Here is a 22,083-nt window from a genome sequence, read left to right on the forward strand (position 1 = left end):
TATTTTTGCTTCCTTTCTACTTCTGGTTTACTACCAAATGTTCTGTATGTATTGGCATTTCGGCTATTGATGTTCTTAAAAATTCTGGGTAAAGCGCAACATTCCTAAGTTCTTTTATTGGCGTCCATTTAAAGACTAATCTTTCACCTTCAACACCATAAAAAGGGTCTTGTCTAAATGGTAGTTCATTAGAAGTGAGGATATAATAAAAACCTACTTCATGAATATCCTGTTCTGCGTATTCAAAGAAGTTTTCGGCAACCCATACCAATCTATCGATTGTAGTCTCTATATCTAATTCTTCACGAAATTCTCTTTGTAAACTTATTGCTGCTTCTTCGCCCATTTCAACCCTTCCACCAGGAAGTGACCAGATTGTATCGGTCGCAGCCCGATGTAATAATACATGATCATCCTTCATTAAAATTCCTGCAACTCGGTAATTAAATACTTTATTGTTCGTTTTAAATACGACGTCCATTATGTCTTCCTCCTCAAGTAGAAAAGCCACCAAAATGGTGGCAATACTAAAATTCAACTAATTCTATTATGTTCCCTTTTTCATCAAGTGTCACCTTACTTAATAGATTTCCATCCTTAGTAATTTGAAACAATGATTAATTCTCAGGTCTTAATAAACTTAAAGCGCTAGCAATTGCAATTGCCATACTTAGACCGAATAAAAAAGTATAAACGTTAAGATATAAATTATTTAGGTGGATATCTTTCCACCAGTTCCACCAGTCGCCCATAGGGTAATATAGTTTCTCATTAACGTAAGAGACGAAGTCCATTTGAAAGTAGATGGCTACAAAGCAAAAAATTAATGATGCTACTAAAACAATGGATTTCTTACTTAAGTTAGATTTATCTTGCAATACTTCCCTTGTTTTATAGAAAACGATAATGCAAAAAGTGATAAGCAAGGTTAATGATATAAAAACATATGGTATTGCTGGATTCCCATTTCCGGAAGAAGTACTAGGATCTACAGTTAGAAGTTCATCAATAAGAAATATATTGATAATATGAAAAACGAATGGGATTAAAAGGACGATTTTTCTATTGGAACGATTCGTTTTTAATGTCTTAATAGACTTGAATGTTAAATATATTCCAAGCAATAAAAAACCAGATATCATTGTAATTATGGCAATATCAGGTAAAGAAAATAGCCAATCTTTCATTTTTCACCACTCTCCCTTTATAACAAAATTTCCCTTTTATGTTATATATAAATTTCTACAAAACATTATTACTCTCCTTCTAAACCCCTAACTTTTACACCATGACCTTCATTTACTTAAAAAAGACCAAACCGACAAAGGGTTTGGTCTTGTAATTATTTAGATTAAGCTTCTACTTTTCTACGACGTTGCAAGGTGATTATTACCCCACCTGTTACAAATAACAACAATCCGAACAATACTAAGTTATACGTCATTGTTGCAGTGTTTGGTAATTTCTCACCAGTTTTTGGTGCAGGGATATCTTTTACATCTTCACTAATAGATAATTCAAATGCAGCAAATGTACTAAAATGGTCGGTATCGACTGTTACATATCCATCTTGATACGTTCCACCGATAAGCTCCCATTCTTTCTTCTCATAGTTGTAGTAGTATACTTTTACATTTTCTTCATTTGTTACTTTATCTACTTTGAATACAATTGTCATTGGCGTGTTGAATTCATGGTAAGTTGTATTACCAGCCTTAACAGTAAAGTCATACACATTACTGCTTGCACCTTCAATATCTTTTAATCTTTCAACATTCAATGATACTGCACTATCTGGCAGATTAGCTGCAGGGATGAATAAGAACATATCTTCATTTGCAATTTTAATCGTGATTGCTTTTTCTATAATTAATTTTGCTTGGTCAGAAGTTAACTCAATCGCAACAACTTTTTCTTTTTCTAAGTTAACAATTAGTGTTCCATCCTGGTCTAATTCTTCAATTACCGAAGTTTCGATTGAAGCTTTTCCATTTTTAACTTTCGGTTTTGTTTCTTTTACCTTTTCTTTTTTAGACTTATCGTCTTCAGAATCCTCGCCTTGGTCACCTTCGTCATCACTGTTTTCATCATCAATATTTTCACCACGATAGATTGTTAATGTGTAAGCCTTAGTATTTTTACCAATCGCCCCACCATCATTATTAAAGATCGTCTGTTTACTCTCTTCCGAAGGCTCAATTGTAATTTGAATATCATTTTGTCCTTCAACAAGTGTGACAAAATGGCTAAATGACATATCATTATTAATTGCAACTTCTTCACCAGCAATTGTTAGAACTCCACCTTTTATTGCATTACCTTTAATTTCAATCGTTTCTTGCTCTTCACTTACTGTTGCATTATTTTCTGGAGAATCAATTACTAATGGCATATCAATCCATCGTAATAAGTAATCTTGAACGACCATTTTGTTATTACCTTGGTTTTGGACAACTACTTTTAAATCAGTACCAATTGCACCATATCCATAGTAACTTACGTCATCGTCTGTTTGATCATTTCTAGTGTGATCTGCGAGACCTTCTTGGTCCCAAGAACCACCCTTTACATACTTATACGTAATTTCAGTACCTTCTTGCACCTCAACTGTATATTCCCAATCAGCTGTTACTGCACCATTACGAGACATTTCCCACGCACCTGTGTTCCAGCCATTTAAGCTGTTTGGAATTGTAATTGTTTCCGAAAGTGCCGTATAACTTGGTGCATTTACTTTAAATGTTACTTCAACCATCACAATGTCTGGTGTAACAGTTACTGTATTTGATTCAACTTTGTTTCCTGCTTTGTCATAAACAGCTACTGTATATTCATACGTTTTACCGTTTTCAACATGATAGTCGCGGTATGTTGTAGATGATACATCAGATAACGTTGCAAGAATACTACCGTCTCTCAAAATTGTAATTAAGTGTGGGTCATCACTACCAACTAATTCCCAAGTTAAATTAACTTGCCCTGATTCTTGCACTGGCTGAGCAAGCTCAACTTGTTCAGCAGGAGGGTTTGTATCAATCGTATCTTGAGTTAACGTGACAGCATTAACATTCGTATAAATCCAAGTTTCACCTAAGTCAGATGATACACCGATGCGATATTCATAAGTGCCAACAGTTAGAGGCAAGAATGTACCTGTAAATACATTGTTATTACCTGCTTGACCTGTGTATACTGCATCATACGTTTTCCAATTTGCATCTTCTGCCAGCTTAACCTCAAGCTCTGCAATAATACCTTCCGCTTGACCTGCTTCAGTGGCACCACCAATCCAAAGCTCAGCTTGCGTTGAGTACGATTTAGAAAGATCCAGTGTACTATCTTCTATTTGCGTTAAATTTCCTAACCACGCAGTTGATAAATCATAATGTGGCACAACTGCATCCGTTTCGGTTTTAACAGATTCATTACCATTACTATCAATCGCCGTTACTGCATAGAAATACGTACGACCATTTTCAAGATCATTTACTGTATACGTCTTTTCTGTTGTTGTACCAATTTTCGTGTAAAGTGCTCCTTGAATATTTGATTGGTAAATCGCATATTCAGCTGCATTTCCTTCCCAAGTAAGTGTTACTGTTTTTGATCCTTCATTAGCTGTAAGAGCAGTTACTACAGCGACAGTTTCAGTTAAAGAATTAGAAATTAACATGCGCCCTGTCATTGCTGGAACAGTAATTTCAATTTCACCATTAGCAGTTACTGAACTATAGCTTGAATGTAAAGCATCTGTTAAAGATACCCCATTTGCAATGATATCTTTCACTTTCACTGTAAATGTTTGCTCATCGTTCCCTCTATTAATAGCGATTATTGCTGCTTTTTCTTCATTTGTACGAATGTACGCTAGTACATCTCCATCTGCATAAGCGTGAGTTAATTCTCCATATGCAAATAGATTTTGATTATCTTCACGCACTTTTCCAATTTCTTGGTAATGTGAAATTAAGCTTAGATCTTCGTTACCCCAAGGATACGTACGACGATCATCTGGGTCTTTAGATCCTGTAACTCCAGCTTCATCACCATAATAAATTGTCGGAGCACCTGCATAACCCATTTGAATTATAGAGGCTAACTTTAATCTTTGAACACCTAAATCATGGTCATAATTTGTATCCCACTCTGCACGTTCAAATGCATCTGAGCCATTACCAAGTAAGTAAACTGCTCTTGGTGTATCATGTGACCCCATTAAGTTCATTAATGCATAAAACGCTTCAGCTGGATAATCTTCCTGAACAGCTTTTAATTGTTGTTCCGCTTGCATTGCATTACCATTTTTTAAGTAATTCATAATTGCACGTTCAAAACGGTAGTTCATTACAGAGTCATATTGATCTCCTAGGAAATACTTTGAAGCATCATCCCAAATTTCTCCGAGAATTAAAGGCTGTTCTCCGTCTTGAAGAGTTACACCTTTGTTATAAGAATCACCTTTTAACTCTTGTCGGAACTCTCTCCAAAATTCCATGTCCACTTCATTGGCAACGTCTAAACGCCAGCCCGATCCACCGCGAGTTAACCAGCTTTTCGCTACGGAGTCTTCTTCATACATAATGTAGTTAGCAAATGCTTCGTTATTTAGTTCTGAACCATAATCAACTACATTTCCTTGAATTGACTTTATCTCTGGTAAACTATCAAATCCCCACCAAGCTTGGTAGCTATAGCGTTCTGTTGGTAGACCAACATCTATTTTTTTATTCTCAATATTAAACCAATTGTGGAAACCATAAGATGAAAAATGTTGCCCTTCACCTAGTAATTTCGTTTCAACTTGCTGTTTTGCATCTTCTTCTGATAATCCATTTTCGTTCATTAAGTCGTAAATTTGTGCCCAATATTCATAAGCACCAATCGTATCGTATTTTCCATAACGATCAAAGTATATCGAATCATCTGCTACGTGATTAAATACACCATCTAAAATTAAGTGCATTCCACGATTTTTTAACTCTTTCGTAAATGCGTCAAATTCTTCTGGCGAGCCAAACATTGGGTCAATTGCCTTAAAATCAGTCGCATCATACTTATGGTTTGAAGCAGCGTGGGCAATAGGATTTAAGTAGATTGTATTTACACCAAGAGATTGAATGTAGTTCAACTTTTGGTGTATTCCAGCGATATCTCCACCATAAAAGTCATTACTCCATTCGCCATCACCTGTATATTGCTCTGGTTTTTTCTCACCAATTCGAGGATTGTCAGGTAAACTTGACCAGCTTTCTGGCTTTTCGATTGGTTGAAAACCTCTTGCATACTCTTTATTGTCATCATTCTCAACATTTCCGTTGTAAAAACGATCAGGGAAGATTTGATAAACAACAGATTCCTTCATCCAATCTGGTGTTTTAAATGTTGGATCAAAAACAGTTAGTTGGAATAAACCTGCATTATTATCGGAAGCTTTTCCTGTTGCACCTTCCATGGCATCTTCTCCATACTCTGCGACAGCTTCATTATCACCAACGATGAATTTGTAGCCATGAACACCTTTCGCTTGTGGAGTAAAAGTTGCTTCCCAAAATTCTACCTTTCCCTTTCCTTCAACTTCCATCCATCCAGCATATTCCATGTTTATCATTGTTGAATCGCCAGAAAGATAGTTCTTCACATAAAGATTTGCTCTAGTTAAGTCATCTTTTTTCGCTTCTAATCGTAATGTAACAGTTTCACCAACAGCAATTGCTCCAAATGGTTGGCGGTATGCAGCTTGCCATGTGTCATGGAAAAGCTTGTCTTGATTGACAGCACTATCTGATCCACCTGGATTATAATCTGTTACTACTTCTTTCGTTTCGTAATTAAAAGAAATTGTAACTTCTGCATCTTCAAGTACATTTAATTTAAAGTTATCAGAAGGGTATGCCTCCGTATTTTCCCAGGCATTTCCTAATACGATTTTAAATTCATGGTTTCCTTGTGGAATAACTGTTGTAAAAGTATAAACATTATTAAAGTCATAATCTGTTAAAAGAGCAGTAGATTCTCCTGGAGACCACTCGCCACCAGCATTAATATCTGGTTGAATGTCACCTACTACTCGTGGTGTGTTTTCTGGAGATATCATTGAATAATGCGTAGAATCTGCAATCGCATTCGTCTCATCATGGTAGTAAAACGTAACTTCTGTTTCGGATTCTAATGCTAAAGTATAATTCCCACCGCTTGCACCACCAACACCATAGTTTTCATCCCATGATTCACCAATAGCAACTTTGTATTCATAGCTACCAGCGGGTAATGTACCCGTAAATGTATAAAAGTTATCTCCGATATGAGTCATTTGCGTTGCAGTAGCTGCTGGGTCCCATTCCCCTGTATGACCAAGCTCATCTTGTAAACTTCCAACTAAAACAACCTTTCTAGTTGCAGTTTCCTCTTGTTCTGTTACTGCAGTGGTAGAAACTTCTTTCGTATCGTAATTAAATTTGAATGTTATGAAAGCTGTTTCTGAAACAGATAAACTATAGTTTCCAGAGGGATATGCTTCATCCCAATTGTTTCCTAATACAATTTTAAATTGATAATCACCAGCAGGTACTTCACCAGTAAACGTGTATTCATTATCATAATTATCGTCAGTTAGAAAAGCAGAAGCGGTTTCTGGCGACCAATTGCTTTCACCTATCCCCATTGCTAATTGTAAGTCACCAACTAGCCTTGGTTGCTTTTCATCAGCTATAGCATTGTAATGCGTAGAGTCAGCAATTTGATTGGTTGTATCATTGTAATAAAAAGTAACTTCACTGTCAGCAGTTAGAGATAATGGAATGTTTCCTCCATCTCGACCATAGCTTTCATCCCAACTCCCAATGGCAACTTTATATTCATAGTCACCTTGTGGTAGAGTTCCAGTGAACTTGTAAAAACCGTTACCAAGATAGTCCATTTTAGTAACAGTTGATGCAGGATCCCAATCATTTTCGTTACCTAACTCACTTTGTAAATCACCTACAAGAACTACGTTTCTCCCTTCATCTGGCGAAGCAGATGCAAATGGAACAGACCCTGCAAACATCTGAATGATTAATGTGAAAATCATTAGAAGTGAAAGGGATTTAAGGTTTTTTCTCTTCAATGTTACTTCCTCCTTTAATATGTAGATATATTGTGAAAGCGTTTGCACAGAGTTGCAAAAAAAATTATTTTTGAACAATATAAATAGTGAAATACCAATGCAAACGCTTTCATCTATTCGCTAGATTAAGAGTATCACTTTGCACTAAAAAATTCAATATTTTATAAAAGTTTGCCAGATTATATTAAAACAAATAAAAAACGACTACTATTAAGTAATCGTTTTTTAGATTTATTTACATATATATAGATTATTTGCTTTATTGAAATAAAAATCCAAGAAGTCGTACAATATGATACAAAAATATAGCAAGTGGAAAGATTGATAGTATTTTTAACCATTTCTTCTTTGTTACCAACCCAAGTATTAACATAACTAAACCTATTACAAGAGTAAAAAAAATCATTATTACTGACATGTATTTTTTCCTCCTTTTTTGAGAGAAAAGCGCTTTAATTTTAATATTATTATGTCGATTAAAGCGCCAATTAAAAACCACCCAAAAATGTTAATTAAATACAAGATAATCATTTGAAGTGTATAGTTATCTATTTTACGAATGTAATGTGAATAATCTTCCAAAAACATTAAATGAGGGCTTGATAAGAATAATAGCAGGTTTTTGTCATCTAAACCTATGGCATTAAATATACATATCAAAATACTAAAAACCGATAGCCAAAGGCTAAACTTTTTCATTTATATCCCCCCTGAACATATTGTATATAACTCATTATTTCATTACTTCCACTTTTTCCAGATAGCTTTCCACTTAGGTTCTTTTTGAGTATCACCTCTTTGTTTCTTCCACTCGTGATAACTTCCTACCCCTATTAATAGGCTACCTGCTACTATGAGATAAATCCACCAAGGCATATTGCCCCAAAATGGCTTCGTTTGTATAAGTATTGTTAGTAATAAAACAACACTTCCAATTATAAAGTAGGACTTTAACTTCTTAGAGAAACCGTAAAATATAGCTGATAAAGACAATATCCCAATAATAAATGCATCATAAATGGTATTAGAAGCTAAAGCATCTTGGACAATAAATCCTGCTGTAATAATTAAACCGAACCACTGAATAATGTTCATTTCTTTCTCTTTTTCTTTCCATGTCTTCATTGAAAAGAAAATCAGTAACACTATCCACGGCAAAACAATAGCTTCCATTTCTAACAATTTTGGAACAGCAATATAAGAAAGTATTTTGTAATACGGTACCAATACACTTACATAAGTAATTGTTTTAACAACTTTACTACTTAAACCATCTAGTCTATTAATTTGTGAGTAAAAGTAATAAACAATAAGCATACTCGGAAGTAGTTCAACAATGATGTGCATTTCGAATTTAGCAACTAAATGATATATGAATGCTAAATAAACAAAACCAACCACGGCGAACATATCAATGAATTTTTCAGTAAACAACTTTTTATATAATTTTTGACCTATCAATGTGATTGCGAAAAATAAAACTGTATACGTTATTAATTCATGTTCTTCAGAAAAACTATAGAAGCCAGATAGCTTTTCAGCAAAGCCTATAGATATGAGTAATGGAATCAATGCAAGAAGATCGAGTTTTGCATATATCGTCATCGAAATTGTTAATATTATATAAAAGAACAGAGTAATCAGCGTAAAAGTTGTTTCTTCTATTGGACTAACAAAGTGTAATGATAAGCCAATACCTGAGAATACTAGCGAATAAAATAACACTAGTTTTGCCCAAGTTCGTAAATAGTAACTTAGTATAAAGAAAACAATACTACTTATGAAGAAAATAAAAGGAACATGGTAGAAACTGTCAGTGATAGCAAAACTGACTTTAGTTGAGTATAAAATAATCGGTAACATCGTAAGACTTACATATAAGTAGATAACTTTTAGTAACGGTTTATTAATAATAGTAAAGCAATAGATAATGATTGCACTAATGATTATTAAAAGCAATGTATTTTCAAATGTTAGAAGTGTTATAGCAAAAATTCCAAACGTATTTAGTTGCGACATAACAAAATATTCCTGCTTGTATATGCGAGATACAATAAGTAGTAAAATTGGACCAATGATAAAAAACGCAAAGCCACTATCAACGCTAAATCTGAAATTAAAGACCATTAGAGTAACATAGCCAACTGCAAAGGCAACACTACTTATATAATAAAATGCATTAATTTTAGTAAGATGGCCCATCCTGGCAGTTAAATACGTACCAATTGCGAGGTATAAAGGCACCATCAAATTCATTGTTAAAATATCATTTATTAGTAATACTAACGAGAAGCTGTAAAGGATGAGTCCTAGCCAGTTTAGTGAATTGGTAAGCTCATTTACATTTAAATTCCTCAAACCAAAACTTACACCCACACCGATTAAAGACACAAATATTAGATGCCCATGAAATGGTATCAACTTCGTGTACGACACGAAATGATCTAAAGATAATGGATACAACACTATTAAAGCGCTGTAAATGCTTAATGCGCTTATAAAATAGAAATACTCTTTCACTTTTACAAATTCAGCTGCAACTTTGAATGTGACCAATGCAAATAATAGAAGGGAAGCAATGACCACTGTCCAATATCCATATATATAAAGATTATAAATACCAACTACCATCGTTATTAATGATAGAACTAGTGATGGAAATTTAAATGCCATCGTGAGTTCCCATTGATTATAAACATAAAGAACAATATACAAAATTACTCCAAGTAATACATAACCAATTGGTGTGACATGCAAAGTTATGATTTTATCAAGTTGCCATAATAGTTGTACACCGGTCAATGTTAAAAAGAAAACTGCCGTGTAATTGAATAGTTTCTTCTTAAGGATATGCGCTAAGAAACCATAATTAAGTGATAATAGTAAGTAGCTGACCGCTAATAATAGTGTTGTATATTCATCGTAAAAAAGAATTGCTTTCCCTGTTACAAAAATGAAAGCGAATAATGAAACAAAGGCACTCGTATAGTTCAATAATTTTTTCAAATTCTCGTCTATCTGTTTATTAGCCAATCCGACAAAGAGAAAACCAAAAGATGAAAGTAATGCTAAGTCAAACACTTGTAATGCTGTGTTCTCAATGACCATATATGCACCATAAATAAAGAGTACCGTAAAAACATAATGGTTTTCATGACGTTTACTTGAAAATAAAACAAATAAGTAGATCATTGCAGTCAAGATTACATTTATTCCAAAAAAGGCATCTTCATTATAAAATACCGTAAAAAGTAATAATGTACTCAACGCTAAATTTCCCTGTGCGTATAAAGGTAAGTCCTTTGCGAAAATATTTTTCTTGTCTTTCAGCTTACGATGAACTACTAGTAAAACTACATTAAATAAAAGAACTGAAATATAAAATATATCTTTACTTGGATAAAAGCTTGCAATGAAGAAAGCTACAGTTAAACTTAAGGAAATATAACTTAGCCATACATAAAAACGAGATTGTGTACTCATTCCATGTTTAAAATATACGGGCAAAGTAACCCCTAATCCTATAGCTAGATATAAATACTTTCCTGCCCCAGCAAGTGAGAACCAATGTCCAAATAATTCAAAATAACCTGCACTTATGATGGTAATTGGTATAAATAAACTACCTAATGTTAAAAAAGCAAAAGCTGTTTTGGCAATTTTTAATTTTTTTCCAGTGAATAAATGCAGACTATAAAATAATCCAGAAACAAAACCAATACTTAACGTTTTTAATAATGGTGTCATTTCATCCCAATTGTTAGTCGCTAAAACTAAACCACCTAATAATAGTAGCAAAGTACCTAAAACTAACATCCACGTAATATTTCTCTCTCTTATTTGTTCAGGGGTTTTTATTTTCGTTTGGAGCTTCTTGTATTGTTCTTCTTCTAGCGCTTTCCGTCTTAGAATCATTTCCCTCTCTTTTTGAACAACACTTGCTCTTGCCTTTTCTTCTCCTTCAATTTCTACTCTCTTACGCTCAGAATAATAAGTAGAATATCTACTTAACAACGATTCTTTTTCAACTTCCGAAATGTAATTGTTAGATTCTAACTTTAAGATTTCTTCTTCAAAAATCTGTTTCCTAATATGTTTCGAGTACATTATAAACCTCCTTTTTAAAAAAATTTAATAAATTAAAAATCGCCCTCTAATAAATTGTCCATAGTCTCTATAAATGTTTCAAAATTCGTTAAAGTACTTGTAAAACTCTTATGAAGATTTTGAAACGATAAGTTTAACGTTTTTATGGAAAGACTGGATTTGCTATTATGGAGATTATCTATTTCATCTTCTAATACTTGTAAACTATTAATCAAATCCTTTAATTGCTCTCCACCTTTTGCAGGAAAATCTGGGTGTAAACCTATGTCTAATAATATATTTCTAGTTTCTTTCACGTTGTTTAATATACTTTCGGTATCTGAGTTAGTGAACTTTACAGCATCTCTACTAGTAAGCCATTCCTGTTCAAATGTTTGGAGTATGTATTGTATGCGCTCTTTAGTTAAACCTTCTTTTATAAATCTGATTTCATTTCTTTTAAGTTGCTTAAGATTTGTATTATGAATTTCTACGATTACAGCATCCGCTTCATACGTATAACTTTTATTAAAACTAAGGAATGAGAACGGGAACACCATTGTCATAAAAATAAGCAAAAAAGCTACTAAACTAGCCACACTAATTAATACTAATATCATTTTTTTCTTCATTTTATATCATCCTTAATTAATTTTTGTGATACTAGAGTTTGTTTGTATATCTTTTTTACAACGATCTTCTCTATTCATCCATAGTCCCTTTTACCAACTCATTAAAACGAAACATTATCTTCTCTTTATCAAATGAGCTATACCAACGAAAATCTTCTTTATCTAAAATACGGTAATGATGGCTAATTAAGTTTTGTTGTAAGCGATAATTCCCTTTCATCTCAATTTCTTTCCACCAAACTTTTCCACCTAACGTTTTATCTTTTGGTGAACCATTACTATTGTTAGAAATTAATTGGACAAATTCTACAGGATTATCTCCAATGATTGCATTCAAAAGTTTACTTCGATTAAATAATAAACAAAAAGCAACAACAGTCGTCCAATTGGCGTATGTTCTTCCCTTTTCGATTTGCACTAGAGTTTTTTTTGAAATTCCTAAAATTTCACCCATTTTATCTTGTGAGATATTTTGTTCTGTTCTCACTAGCTTCATATTTTCTGATATTAACTTAATAAATGTCCCTTTATTCATATGTAACCTTTCCTCCTTTATGTGTAATTTTACACTAATAGGTAACTTATGTAAATATAAAAATATTTTTCCACAAAAAAACACTCCTTCGCGTGAAGAAATGTTTTTTTTCGGCAACCACTATCCATTTTTTCTTTTTTCTCTTGCTGCTTTCTTACGTGCTTTTTTACTCATGTTTGCTTCTGAACCAAATTCTGTATCTGCTTTTCCACCTGATTGTGATTGGTTGCGATTATCATTTCGATTTGTCATTCGGTTTCCTCCTTTCAATTTTTAGATTGAAAAGCCATATGCCACCGAAAACTAAAGATGTTACTAAAACAGAAGAGCAACATTCAGTAGCTACTTTTAGTATCGTCTAACAAAGAATTAGATATTCCTTTAATAGTAATTTACAAGAAAAAAATCTACCTAGATAAGTAGATTTTTATTAATGAGGAACTATTTAATTGTTATTGTAATTTTATTTGTCGCTAATCCAAGTCTATCGCGTAATTCATCTGAAACTGTAAATGTTATGACGTCGCCTTTCTCCAAATTATCAAATACATACAAGACACTATCAACAATTGTTCCAGAACCATGATGTACTGCATCTGCTTTTTCATTAAGTTCGAATATATGATCCAGATAATTTCCACTTATTTTACTTTTTTCAATATATTCAATTGGAACTAAGAAAAATGGTTTCTGTTTTTCAGAAAGTGTAATGGAAACTTCACCAGCATTTGCAGTTATATTACCGTCATTTGGTATTACCTCGTTATTTACTACTAACATATACGTCCAATGATCTGACGATAGTTGTGTAAGTTCTTTCTCTGACATCATTGCAACAGCTTTTTCTGCAAACTTTTTATAGAAATCTAATTCTTCTTTCATGTAATTTTCGTGTACTTTTAAATTATCTATTTCATTTTGCATTTCAATTAATTCTTCATCCTTATGCGCAAGTTCTTCATTTAAGTCTTCTAGCTCCTTTTCGAGCGTTTTTGTATCAGTTTGATCAAGTTGGTCCTGTTGTGGTTGGGATTCTTCATTATGTTTTGTATCATTGCAAGCCGCTACTATAAAGACAAATGAGATAAGCAATAAAAATAAACCTAATTTTTTCAAGGTATCATCTCCTCAATTAAAAAAGTGTATAAAATTTATCCTATTTATTTGACGCATCAAACTTGAAATTCGTTGCAAATTTTTCCAGTTTTCTACGAAAGAAAAAAGCGTATATGAATTAATCATATACGCTTCACAATATTTACTATGAATTACTTACTTCTTTTATGACTGCAACAACTAACTCAGCTGTTTTTTCTAATTCTTCTATTGGCATACGCTCATTTGTCGTATGAATTTCTTCATAACCTACTGCAAGGTTTACTGTTGGTACACCGTGTCCTGCAATTACGTTGGCATCACTTCCGCCACCACTATGTAATAATCTTGCAGGTCTACCTATATTAGCAACTGCTTTCTTAGCAACTTCTACGACATGGTCACCTTCAGCAAATTTAAACCCAGGATACATCACTTTCACTTCAACGTCTGCTTTCGTTCCCATACTTTGCGCCGTTTGTTCAAAAGCATCTTTCATCTTTTGTACTTGCGCTTCCATCTTTTCAGGTATTAAAGAACGTGCTTCGGCTAAAATGCTCACATGATCGCAGACGATGTTCGTTTGTGTACCACCTTCAAAGCGACCGATATTTGCAGTCGTTTCTTCATCAATTCGTCCTAGTGGCATTTTCGAAATTGCTTTTGCAGCTACCGTAATTGCAGATATTCCTTTTTCAGGAGCTACGCCAGCGTGGGCTGTTTTGCCATGAACAGTAGCGATTACTTTCGCTTGTGTTGGAGCAGCGGTAATAATGTCACCAACTTTTCCATCACTATCTAATGCATAGCCGAATTTAGCAGTAATTTTAGAAGGATCTAGCGCTTTTGCACCTACTAAACCTGACTCTTCACCTACTGTAATGATAAATTCAATTTTTCCATGAGCAATGTTTTGTTCTTTTAAAACTTTAATTGCTTCAAGCATTGCAGCTAAACCGGCTTTATCGTCAGCCCCTAAAATTGTCGTGCCATCAGTAACAATATAACCATCTTTTATGGAAGGTTTGATACCGTTACCAGGAACTACTGTATCCATATGGGAAGTAAAGTAGATTGTGTCTACTCCTTCTTTTGTACCTTCTAGTGTACAAATTAAGTTCCCAGCACCATGTCCTGTTACATCCATCGTATCATCTTCAAATACATGTACACCTAGGTCAGTAAATTTTTTAGTTAAAACTTTTGCTATTTCCGCTTCATGTTTCGTTTCAGAATCAACTTGAACTAACTCAAGAAATTCATTAACGATACGATCTTTGTTGATCATTATTAGCACTCCTTTTTTACAGTGGGATATTCCCGTGTTTCTTCTTCGGTCTGTCTTCTTTTTTGTTTCGCAGCATTTCAAGTCCTTGAATAATTTTTATTCTTGTCTCTCGTGGATCAATGACGTCATCGACCATTCCACCAGCTGCAGCAACGTAAGGGTTTGCAAACTTCTCACGATATTCTTCAATTTTCTCTTGGCGCGTTTGTTCTGGGTTGTCACTCTCAGCAATTTCTTTAGCAAAAATAATATTTGCTGCTCCTTGAGGACCCATTACAGCAATTTCAGCATTCGGCCAAGCGAACACTAAATCAGCACCAATTGATTTACTATTCAATGCCACATACGCACCGCCATATGCTTTTCTCGTAATTACTGTAAGTTTCGGTACAGTTGCTTCTGAGTATGCATATAAAATTTTAGCACCATGACGTATAATACCACCATGTTCTTGTTTAATACCAGGGAAAAAGCCTGTCACATCTTCAAAAGTAATTAAAGGAATGTTAAATGAATCACAGAAACGGATGAAACGTGAAAGTTTGTCCGATGAATTAATATCTAATCCGCCAGCCATTACTTTTGGTTGGTTACATATTAAACCGACAACTTCTCCTTTAACTCTGGCAAATCCAATAACGATATTTTTAGCGAAGTCTTCTTGCACTTCCATAAATGAATCTTTATCAACTACCTCACGGATGACATTGCGCACATCATATGGACGTAAACCATCAACAGGCACAACTTCCGTTAAATCTGGGCGGTAATCATCTTCATCATTATCGATAATTGGCGCTTTTTCTTCATTATTTTGTGGTAAATAACTAATTAACTTACGTACTTCTTTCAATACTTCTTCTTCAGACTCCGCAGTAAAGTGTGCGTTTCCACTAATTGAACTATGTACTTTCGCTCCTCCTAAATCTTCAGAGGATATTTTCTCACCTGTTACTGTCTCAATAACTTTTGGTCCAGTGATAAACATTTGACTCGTCTTTTCAACCATGAAAACGAAATCTGTAATAGCTGGAGAATAAACTGCTCCTCCTGCACATGGCCCCATAATAACCGAAATTTGCGGGATTACACCAGAATAGATTGAGTTTCGGTAAAAAATATGACCATAACCATCAAGTGAAAGAACACCTTCTTGTATTCTCGCTCCTCCAGAATCATTTAAGCCAATAAAAGGCGCACCATTTTTTGCGGCTAGATCCATAACATTGGCAATTTTTTGTGCATGCATTTCTCCAAGCGCACCGCCAAATACCGTAAAATCTTGTGCAAATAAGTAAACAGGACGACCATTTACTTTTCCATAACCTGTTACAACACCCTCACCAGGTGCTTTTTTGCCTTGGAGTCCGAAATCATTGCAACGATGTTCGATAAATGGGTTTAATTCAACGAAAGTCCCTTTATCTAATAAGAGATCTATACGTTCTCGAGCTGTTAGCTTCCCTTTTTCATGTTGCTTATCAATGCGGTCGTCACCGCCACCTTGTTCCACTTCACGACGTTTATCATATAAACCATAAATATCATCAAAAATATCCATTAGTTCTCCTCCTTTTTCCCGCTCTTTTCACATAGCTCATAAAGAACGCCCCCAGAGGATTTTGGATGTAGGAAAGCAATATTTGCTCCGCCTGCACCAATTTTTGGCTCATCATGAATCATGTTGATGCCACTTTCCTTTAAATAAGCAATGCGGTCTTCGATTTGGTCAACACCTAATGCGACATGGTGAATACCTTCACCACGCTTTTCGATAAATGTTGCGATTGGGCTTTCTTGCGATAGTGGTTCAAGTAATTCAAGACGAGATTCGCCAATTCGTAAAAAAGCTACTTTTACTTGTTCGCTAGTTACCTCTTCAATTTGTTCTAGCTTTAATTTTAACGTATTCACATAAAAAGGTAATGCTTCTTCAATTGATTTAACTGCAATTCCAATATGGTCAATCTTTTTTGGCTCTTCCCAATGGCTTTCAGACTTATTGTATAAGCCGTTAATGTAAACTGCAATTTCATCTGTCGGAGTTCCAGGTGTAAATACCTTTCTAATCCCCTTTTCCTCTAAGAACGGAATGTCCTCCCAAGGAATTACTCCACCACCAATAACAATAATATCCGACGCATCACGCTCTTCTAGCAAGCGGACTACTTCTGGAAATAATTCGTTATGTGCACCAGATAAACAAGATAAACCGATGACATCAACATCTTCTTGAATTGCTGAAGCTACGATTTGTTCTGGTGTTTGCCTTAATCCTGTATAAATGACTTCCATACCACTATCTCTTAAAGATTGTGCAATTATTAGTGCACCTCTATCATGACCATCAAGCCCAGGCTTGGCTACTAATACTCTTATTTTCTTTGGCATATTCATTCCCCCATTATACTCCTTGGTACTCTCCGAATTGTTGTCTGAGGACACCACAAATTTCACCTATTGTACAATATTTTTTAACACAATCAATGATATACGGCATTAAATTTTCAGATCCTTTTGCTGCAGCTTCTAACGCTTGTAGCGCAGAACTAACTTCCTCGTTATTTCTTTTCTCTTTTAATAGTAGAAGTTTCTCTGTTTGCTTCTCACCAAGTGAAGGATCAACACGAAGCAACTCTGGTTGCGGCTCATTCTCCATTTTAAATGAGTTCATCCCGACGACAATTTCTTCTCCACTTTCAATTGCTTTTTGCGTTTCATAAGCAGCATGTTGAATTTCTCTTTGCATGAATCCAGCTTCGATTGCTGCCACAGCACCGCCTAAGTCTTCAATTTTATTTAAGTAATCATTTACTTTCTTTTCGATTTCATCAGTTAATGCTTCGACATAGTATGACCCACCTAGCGGATCGACTGTATCAGCTACCCCGCTTTCATTGGCAATAATCTGTTGTGTTCGAAGGGCAATACGTGCTGATTCCTCTGTCGGTAATGCTAGCGCTTCATCTCGTGAATTAGTGTGTAAGCTTTGCGTTCCACCTAGAACAGCTGATAATGCCTGCATCGCGACACGGACAATGTTATTATCTGGTTGCTGCGCTGTTAGCGTAGAGCCTCCAGTTTGCGTGTGGAATCGAAGTTGCCAGCTTTTCTCGTCTTTTGCTCCAAATTTTTCTTTCATAATTTTTGCCCAAATTCTTCTTGCAGCGCGGAATTTCGCAACTTCTTCAAAGAATTGATTATGTGCATTAAAGAAAAATGCTAGTCTTGGTGCAAATTTATCGATAGATAATCCTGCTTGTAAAGCCGCTTCAACATATGCAACACCATTAGCGATAGTAAATGCTAGTTCTTGCGCTGCCGTAGAGCCAGCTTCGCGAATATGATAGCCAGAAATACTAATCGTATTCCATTTTGGTACTTCTTGCGCGCAATAGGCAAATATATCTGTTATTAATCGCATTGAAGGTTTTGGCGGGAAAATATATGTACCTCTAGCAATATACTCTTTTAAAATATCATTTTGAATTGTTCCTGAAATTTTATCTTTCGAAACACCTTGTTTTTCACCTACAGCAATATACATTGCTAATAAGACTGCAGCCGGTGCGTTAATTGTCATTGAAGTTGAAACTTTATCTAACGGAATTTCTTTTAAAAGCGCTTCCATATCTTCGAGTGAGTCAATCGCAACCCCAACTTTACCAACTTCTCCTTTTGCCATACTATCATCTGAGTCATAGCCAATTTGTGTTGGTAAATCGAAAGCAACCGAAAGACCTGTTTGCCCCTGTTCTAATAAGTAGCGAAATCTTTTATTTGTCTCTTCTGCTGATCCGAAGCCTGCATACTGTCTCATCGTCCAATTTCTTGCACGATACATCGTTGGACGAATCCCTCTTGTATAAGGGTATTGCCCAGGAAATCCTAACTGTTCCATATAAGTTTCATCGACATTGTCAGGAGTGTAAAGACGCTCAACTGGAATTTCTGAACTAGTCGTAAATTGTGCTTTCTTTTCTGGATATTTTTCAATTAGTTTGTTTGTGTTTTCTAGCCACTCTTCATACTGCTTTTGAAAGTTTTCATCCTTTTTCATCATGCTGACCTCCAAATTTCTCTTCTTCCTATCACTTAATGTATTTCTTTGTCGAATGCTGATTTTCCTGCTTTTTCTTCCTTAATTTCAATTGTAACGATGATTCCTTGTCTTTACCAGTTGTTCATTCAGAAAATTCGCGATAAAATATATTTATTGGTTCTTTAGGAGGGATATATATGTCAGGAAAAACGATGAAGATTTTTGTTTACATTATGATTGCAACAATGTTAATTTCTACATTATTAATGGGTCTTGGAAGCATGTCATTCTTCTAAAAAAAATTAGACAAGCTGGCAGTGAGTTTTATTCTCATGCCAGCTTGTTTTATTTTATAGCCCCATATTTCTTTCCTAACTCCCAAAAGTTATCTTCAGAATGAGTAATTACTACTTTTGTTCCTAAACGGATGTGATCATAAAGATATTGCACATCTTCTTCATACATTCTTACGCACCCTTGCGTTACGTATTTACCTATGAAGGCTGGATTATTATTACCATGAATGCCAAATATCCTGCCATCCGTTCCTTTCGCATCAAATCCAATCCATCTTGTACCTAACGGGTTTTCCTTAGCTCCACCTGGTATATCTTTCTTTCTATAATACGGATTTTTTGCTTTCACTGTAATCGTAAATTTTCCTTCAGGAGTTAAGTCCACCGCGACACCAGTAGAAACTTTAAAAACATTTTTTATCTTTCCATCATCAATAAATGCTAACTCATTTGACGTTTTGTTGACAATAATAAACGGGTCTCCAACCATTGGGTTTTCCCCTATAGGCCAAATTGGCGAGACAAGTGTAAGGGCAATGAACAAATGAAATACTTTGCTAAATAACATCGTCAGTCACCTCTACTAGTTATTTTGCACGATTACACTGTTCTTATGATTTATTTATAGAAAGTTGAAAATTATATTGTTAAAGCAAATGAAACAGAAAAATGAATACTTAAAAGAAATTAGTGACGAAATGAGATAATAAAAGTAATCAAAACAACATTTATGTGAAAAAGAAAACAGATACCGCCTAGGCGATATCTGTTTTTGCTAATTTTCGCTTACTTATTCACAATATTCATCAAAAGCAGCTTGTAGTTTTCTTACAACGTCCATTCCTTCATAGCCTTCAATTTCGTGACGTTCAACCATTGTTTTAATTTCGCCATCTTTAAGTAAAGCAAAAGAAGGGGAAGATGGTGCGTATCCTTTGAAGTATTCACGAGCTTTCGCTGTTGCTTCTTTATCTTGGCCAGCAAACACTGTAACAAGTTGATCTGGCTTTTTATCATGATTCACGGCATAAGCAGCTGCAGGTCTCGCAATTCCACCAGCACAACCACATACAGAGTTAACTAAAACAAGTGTTGTTCCCTTTTTTGCAAATGCATTTTCTACTTCTTCAGCTGTTTTTAATTGAGTAAAGCCTCCAGCCTCAGCTTCTTGGCGAGCGACTTGGACGACATCTGTAAAAAGATTAAAATTCATGTGATAACTTCCTTTCTTTACTTCTTCTTTTCTATTTTACCTATATATTTGCGAAATGCAAAAAGTATGTTTTCTAACTACATAAATTTTTTTAAAAAAATTTAAAAAATATGTTTAGTTATTAAAACTAAAAGGGTATAGAAATATGTACATGGATGTGAGCGTGGTGAACTTACATTCATGTCAAGGTGTTGCATTGGGACATCGGCTTAGTAAGCCAAAAATTTTCTATATTCTCTTACCTCATATTTTTTTAAAAAATATGTTTAAGTATTAAAACTAGAGGGTATAGAAATATGTACATGGATGTGAGCGTGGTGAACTTACATTCATGTATCTGCGGCCTTTCTTGATTGTGTTGTTAAGATACCACAATCAACCCCTTTCTCATATGTGATATTACTAGAAAAGAGAAGTAATTATTACTCATCCTTCCAACAGCAAAAACCCACTCATACGAGTGGGTTTTTGCATTTTCTCTTTTTCTTAATAAATTGAAATTGTATCTTTATTCATACCTTCTAAAATTGCTTTAACACGCGCTAAGAACTTCCCACAGATTAATCCATCTAATACGCGGTGATCTAAAGATAAACATAAGTTTACCATGTCACGAGGTCCAAACATTCCATTTTCTAAGTACACTGGCTTTTTCACAATTGATTCTACTTGAAGAATAGCTGCTTGTGGGTAGTTAATAATTCCCATTGATGCAACTGATCCAAAGGAACCAGTGTTATTAACAGTAAACGTACCACCTTGCATATCGTCAGCCGCTAATTTACCAGTACGTACTTTAAGTGCTAAATCATTCACATCGCGAGCAATACCTTTTATGCTCTTCTCGTCCGCATGTTTAATAACAGGAACATATAAAGAGTCCTCAGTAGCTGCAGCCATTGAGATATTGATATCTTTCTTTTGAATGATTTTATCCCCTTGCCAAGTAGAGTTGATTTGAGGATATTCTTTTAATGCTTCAACAATTGCTTTAATAAAGAATGGTAGGAAAGTAATGTTGTATCCTTCCTTCTTCTTAAAGTCGCCTTTAATTGTATTTCGGTATGCAACTAAATCCGTTACGTCTACTTCAATCATCATCCAAGCATGTGGAATTTCATGTTTACTACGTAACATGTTGCTCGCAATTGCTTTACGTACGTTTGTAACAGGGATTTCAACATCACCAGGCATTGTCGGCACGTTAACTGGTTGTGCTTTAGGTGCTGATGGTGCAGGTGCTTGAGTCGTCTCAGGTTGACTTGATGAAGCTGCTTGACTAGCAGGTTTTGCGTCTCCAGCTTTCGGGATATTTCCGCTTTCAATGACAGCTAAAATATCTTTACGTGTAATACGTCCACCTTTACCTGAACCATTTACTTGTTCTAAGTCAATATCGTTTTCTTGTGCCATACGTAATACTGCTGGAGAATATCTTCGTTTCATTGAATCATCTCCAGATGCAGCAGGAACATTCGTTGCCTCTTCTTTAGAAGCAGGTTTTGTTGCAGGAGTTGCTTCCGCAGATCCTCCACCTTCACCTTCTGTTTCAATCACACAGACAAGTTCTCCGACAGCTAGCGTTTCACCTTCACCTGCAATGATTTCTTTAACAACCCCTGTGAAAGAGGATGGAATTTCAGCATTTACTTTATCTGTTGTTACTTCAGCTAATGGATCATATTTTTTTACAGTATCTCCAACTTGAACGAGCCATTTACCAATCGTTCCTTCGGTAACACTCTCACCAAGCTGTGGCATTGTAATATTTTCAAGCCCCATTCGTTAAAC

Annotated in this window: 17 protein-coding genes; 1 reads left to right on the top strand and 16 read right to left on the bottom strand. The window is 34.9% G+C overall.

Annotated elements, in window-relative coordinates:
* Window positions 1-16: 16 nt before the first annotated feature.
* The 13 genes from CIB95_RS04255 to CIB95_RS04310 form a co-directional block, all read right to left on the bottom strand.
* A complete protein-coding gene (locus CIB95_RS04255; protein WP_094922365.1) occupies window positions 17-481 on the bottom strand; it encodes an NUDIX hydrolase in 465 nt (154 codons plus the stop codon).
* Between the two features lie 136 nt (window positions 482-617).
* The gene (locus tag CIB95_RS04260; RefSeq protein ID WP_094922368.1) at window positions 618-1,187 is read right to left on the bottom strand and encodes a hypothetical protein; all 570 of its coding nucleotides are present in this window, start codon (window positions 1,185-1,187) and stop codon (window positions 618-620) included.
* Window positions 1,188-1,351: 164 nt separating this feature from the next.
* Window positions 1,352-7,105 carry a pullulanase X25 domain-containing protein gene (locus tag CIB95_RS04265; RefSeq protein ID WP_142296465.1) on the bottom strand — a complete coding sequence of 1,918 codons (5,754 nt, stop codon included), beginning with the start codon at window positions 7,103-7,105 and terminating at the stop codon, window positions 1,352-1,354.
* A gap of 408 nt (window positions 7,106-7,513) precedes the next feature.
* The gene (locus CIB95_RS04270) at window positions 7,514-7,804 is read right to left on the bottom strand and encodes a hypothetical protein (protein WP_094922370.1); all 291 of its coding nucleotides are present in this window, start codon (window positions 7,802-7,804) and stop codon (window positions 7,514-7,516) included.
* A 42-nt stretch (window positions 7,805-7,846) separates the two neighbouring features.
* Complete coding sequence (locus CIB95_RS04275) at window positions 7,847-11,212, bottom strand: DUF2157 domain-containing protein (RefSeq protein WP_094922373.1); 3,366 nt, start codon at window positions 11,210-11,212, stop codon at window positions 7,847-7,849.
* 32 nt (window positions 11,213-11,244) lie between these two features.
* Complete coding sequence (locus CIB95_RS04280; RefSeq protein WP_094922376.1) at window positions 11,245-11,823, bottom strand: hypothetical protein; 579 nt, start codon at window positions 11,821-11,823, stop codon at window positions 11,245-11,247.
* A 70-nt stretch (window positions 11,824-11,893) separates the two neighbouring features.
* The gene (locus CIB95_RS04285) at window positions 11,894-12,358 is read right to left on the bottom strand and encodes a helix-turn-helix transcriptional regulator (protein ID WP_094922378.1); all 465 of its coding nucleotides are present in this window, start codon (window positions 12,356-12,358) and stop codon (window positions 11,894-11,896) included.
* A 120-nt stretch (window positions 12,359-12,478) separates the two neighbouring features.
* Complete coding sequence (locus tag CIB95_RS16490; RefSeq protein ID WP_269844960.1) at window positions 12,479-12,610, bottom strand: hypothetical protein; 132 nt, start codon at window positions 12,608-12,610, stop codon at window positions 12,479-12,481.
* A 189-nt stretch (window positions 12,611-12,799) separates the two neighbouring features.
* Entirely contained in the window at window positions 12,800-13,474 is a 675-nt protein-coding gene (locus CIB95_RS04290; RefSeq protein ID WP_094922381.1) for a hypothetical protein, read from the bottom strand.
* Between the two features lie 145 nt (window positions 13,475-13,619).
* The gene (locus CIB95_RS04295; RefSeq protein ID WP_094922384.1) at window positions 13,620-14,741 is read right to left on the bottom strand and encodes a tripeptidase T; all 1,122 of its coding nucleotides are present in this window, start codon (window positions 14,739-14,741) and stop codon (window positions 13,620-13,622) included.
* Window positions 14,742-14,757: 16 nt separating this feature from the next.
* Entirely contained in the window at window positions 14,758-16,302 is a 1,545-nt protein-coding gene (locus CIB95_RS04300) for an acyl-CoA carboxylase subunit beta (protein WP_094922387.1), read from the bottom strand.
* Window positions 16,302-17,132 (bottom strand): methylmalonyl-CoA epimerase, encoded by an 831-nt coding sequence (gene mce / locus CIB95_RS04305; protein ID WP_094922389.1) that lies wholly within the window; start codon window positions 17,130-17,132, stop codon window positions 16,302-16,304. Before mce ends, CIB95_RS04300 begins: the two co-directional genes overlap by 1 nt.
* A 13-nt stretch (window positions 17,133-17,145) precedes the next feature.
* Window positions 17,146-18,801, bottom strand: a complete 1,656-nt coding sequence (locus CIB95_RS04310) for an acyl-CoA mutase large subunit family protein (protein ID WP_094922392.1) — start codon at window positions 18,799-18,801, stop codon at window positions 17,146-17,148.
* Between the two features lie 179 nt (window positions 18,802-18,980).
* Here CIB95_RS04310 and prli42 point away from each other — a divergent pair, with 179 nt between their 5' ends.
* Window positions 18,981-19,079 carry a stressosome-associated protein Prli42 gene (gene prli42, locus CIB95_RS16170; RefSeq protein ID WP_158217560.1) on the top strand — a complete coding sequence of 33 codons (99 nt, stop codon included), beginning with the start codon at window positions 18,981-18,983 and terminating at the stop codon, window positions 19,077-19,079.
* A gap of 49 nt (window positions 19,080-19,128) precedes the next feature.
* Here prli42 and CIB95_RS04315 read toward each other — a convergent pair whose 3' ends face one another.
* From CIB95_RS04315 to CIB95_RS04325, 3 genes are all read right to left on the bottom strand, one after another.
* Window positions 19,129-19,647 carry a L,D-transpeptidase gene (locus tag CIB95_RS04315; protein WP_094922395.1) on the bottom strand — a complete coding sequence of 173 codons (519 nt, stop codon included), beginning with the start codon at window positions 19,645-19,647 and terminating at the stop codon, window positions 19,129-19,131.
* A 222-nt stretch (window positions 19,648-19,869) separates the two neighbouring features.
* On the bottom strand, window positions 19,870-20,292 hold the full coding sequence (locus CIB95_RS04320) for a BrxA/BrxB family bacilliredoxin (protein WP_094922398.1): 423 nt from the start codon (window positions 20,290-20,292) through the stop codon (window positions 19,870-19,872).
* 486 nt (window positions 20,293-20,778) lie between these two features.
* A complete protein-coding gene (locus tag CIB95_RS04325) occupies window positions 20,779-22,074 on the bottom strand; it encodes a dihydrolipoamide acetyltransferase family protein (RefSeq protein WP_094922401.1) in 1,296 nt (431 codons plus the stop codon).
* Between the last annotated feature and the right edge of the window lie 9 nt (window positions 22,075-22,083).

This window comes from Lottiidibacillus patelloidae, assembly GCF_002262935.1.
GTDB classification, from domain to species: domain Bacteria; phylum Bacillota; class Bacilli; order Bacillales; family SA5d-4; genus Lottiidibacillus; species Lottiidibacillus patelloidae.

Excerpts from the sequence above, each read along its gene's own strand:
- CIB95_RS04255 (WP_094922365.1), bottom strand. The coding sequence starts at position 481 with ATGGACGTCGTATTTAAAACGAACAATAAAGTATTTAATTACCGAGTT.
- CIB95_RS04260 (WP_094922368.1), bottom strand. The coding sequence starts at position 1,187 with ATGAAAGATTGGCTATTTTCTTTACCTGATATTGCCATAATTACAATG.
- CIB95_RS04270 (WP_094922370.1), bottom strand. The coding sequence starts at position 7,804 with ATGAAAAAGTTTAGCCTTTGGCTATCGGTTTTTAGTATTTTGATATGT.
- CIB95_RS04275 (WP_094922373.1), bottom strand. The coding sequence starts at position 11,212 with ATGTACTCGAAACATATTAGGAAACAGATTTTTGAAGAAGAAATCTTA.
- CIB95_RS04280 (WP_094922376.1), bottom strand. The coding sequence starts at position 11,823 with ATGAAGAAAAAAATGATATTAGTATTAATTAGTGTGGCTAGTTTAGTA.
- CIB95_RS04285 (WP_094922378.1), bottom strand. The coding sequence starts at position 12,358 with ATGAATAAAGGGACATTTATTAAGTTAATATCAGAAAATATGAAGCTA.
- CIB95_RS16490 (WP_269844960.1), bottom strand. The coding sequence starts at position 12,610 with ATGACAAATCGAAATGATAATCGCAACCAATCACAATCAGGTGGAAAA.
- CIB95_RS04295 (WP_094922384.1), bottom strand. The coding sequence starts at position 14,741 with ATGATCAACAAAGATCGTATCGTTAATGAATTTCTTGAGTTAGTTCAA.
- CIB95_RS04300 (WP_094922387.1), bottom strand. The coding sequence starts at position 16,302 with ATGGATATTTTTGATGATATTTATGGTTTATATGATAAACGTCGTGAA.
- mce (WP_094922389.1), bottom strand. The coding sequence starts at position 17,132 with ATGCCAAAGAAAATAAGAGTATTAGTAGCCAAGCCTGGGCTTGATGGT.
- CIB95_RS04310 (WP_094922392.1), bottom strand. The coding sequence starts at position 18,801 with ATGAAAAAGGATGAAAACTTTCAAAAGCAGTATGAAGAGTGGCTAGAA.
- prli42 (WP_158217560.1), top strand. The coding sequence starts at position 18,981 with ATGTCAGGAAAAACGATGAAGATTTTTGTTTACATTATGATTGCAACA.
- CIB95_RS04315 (WP_094922395.1), bottom strand. The coding sequence starts at position 19,647 with ATGTTATTTAGCAAAGTATTTCATTTGTTCATTGCCCTTACACTTGTC.
- CIB95_RS04320 (WP_094922398.1), bottom strand. The coding sequence starts at position 20,292 with ATGAATTTTAATCTTTTTACAGATGTCGTCCAAGTCGCTCGCCAAGAA.
- CIB95_RS04325 (WP_094922401.1), bottom strand. The coding sequence starts at position 22,074 with ATGGGGCTTGAAAATATTACAATGCCACAGCTTGGTGAGAGTGTTACC.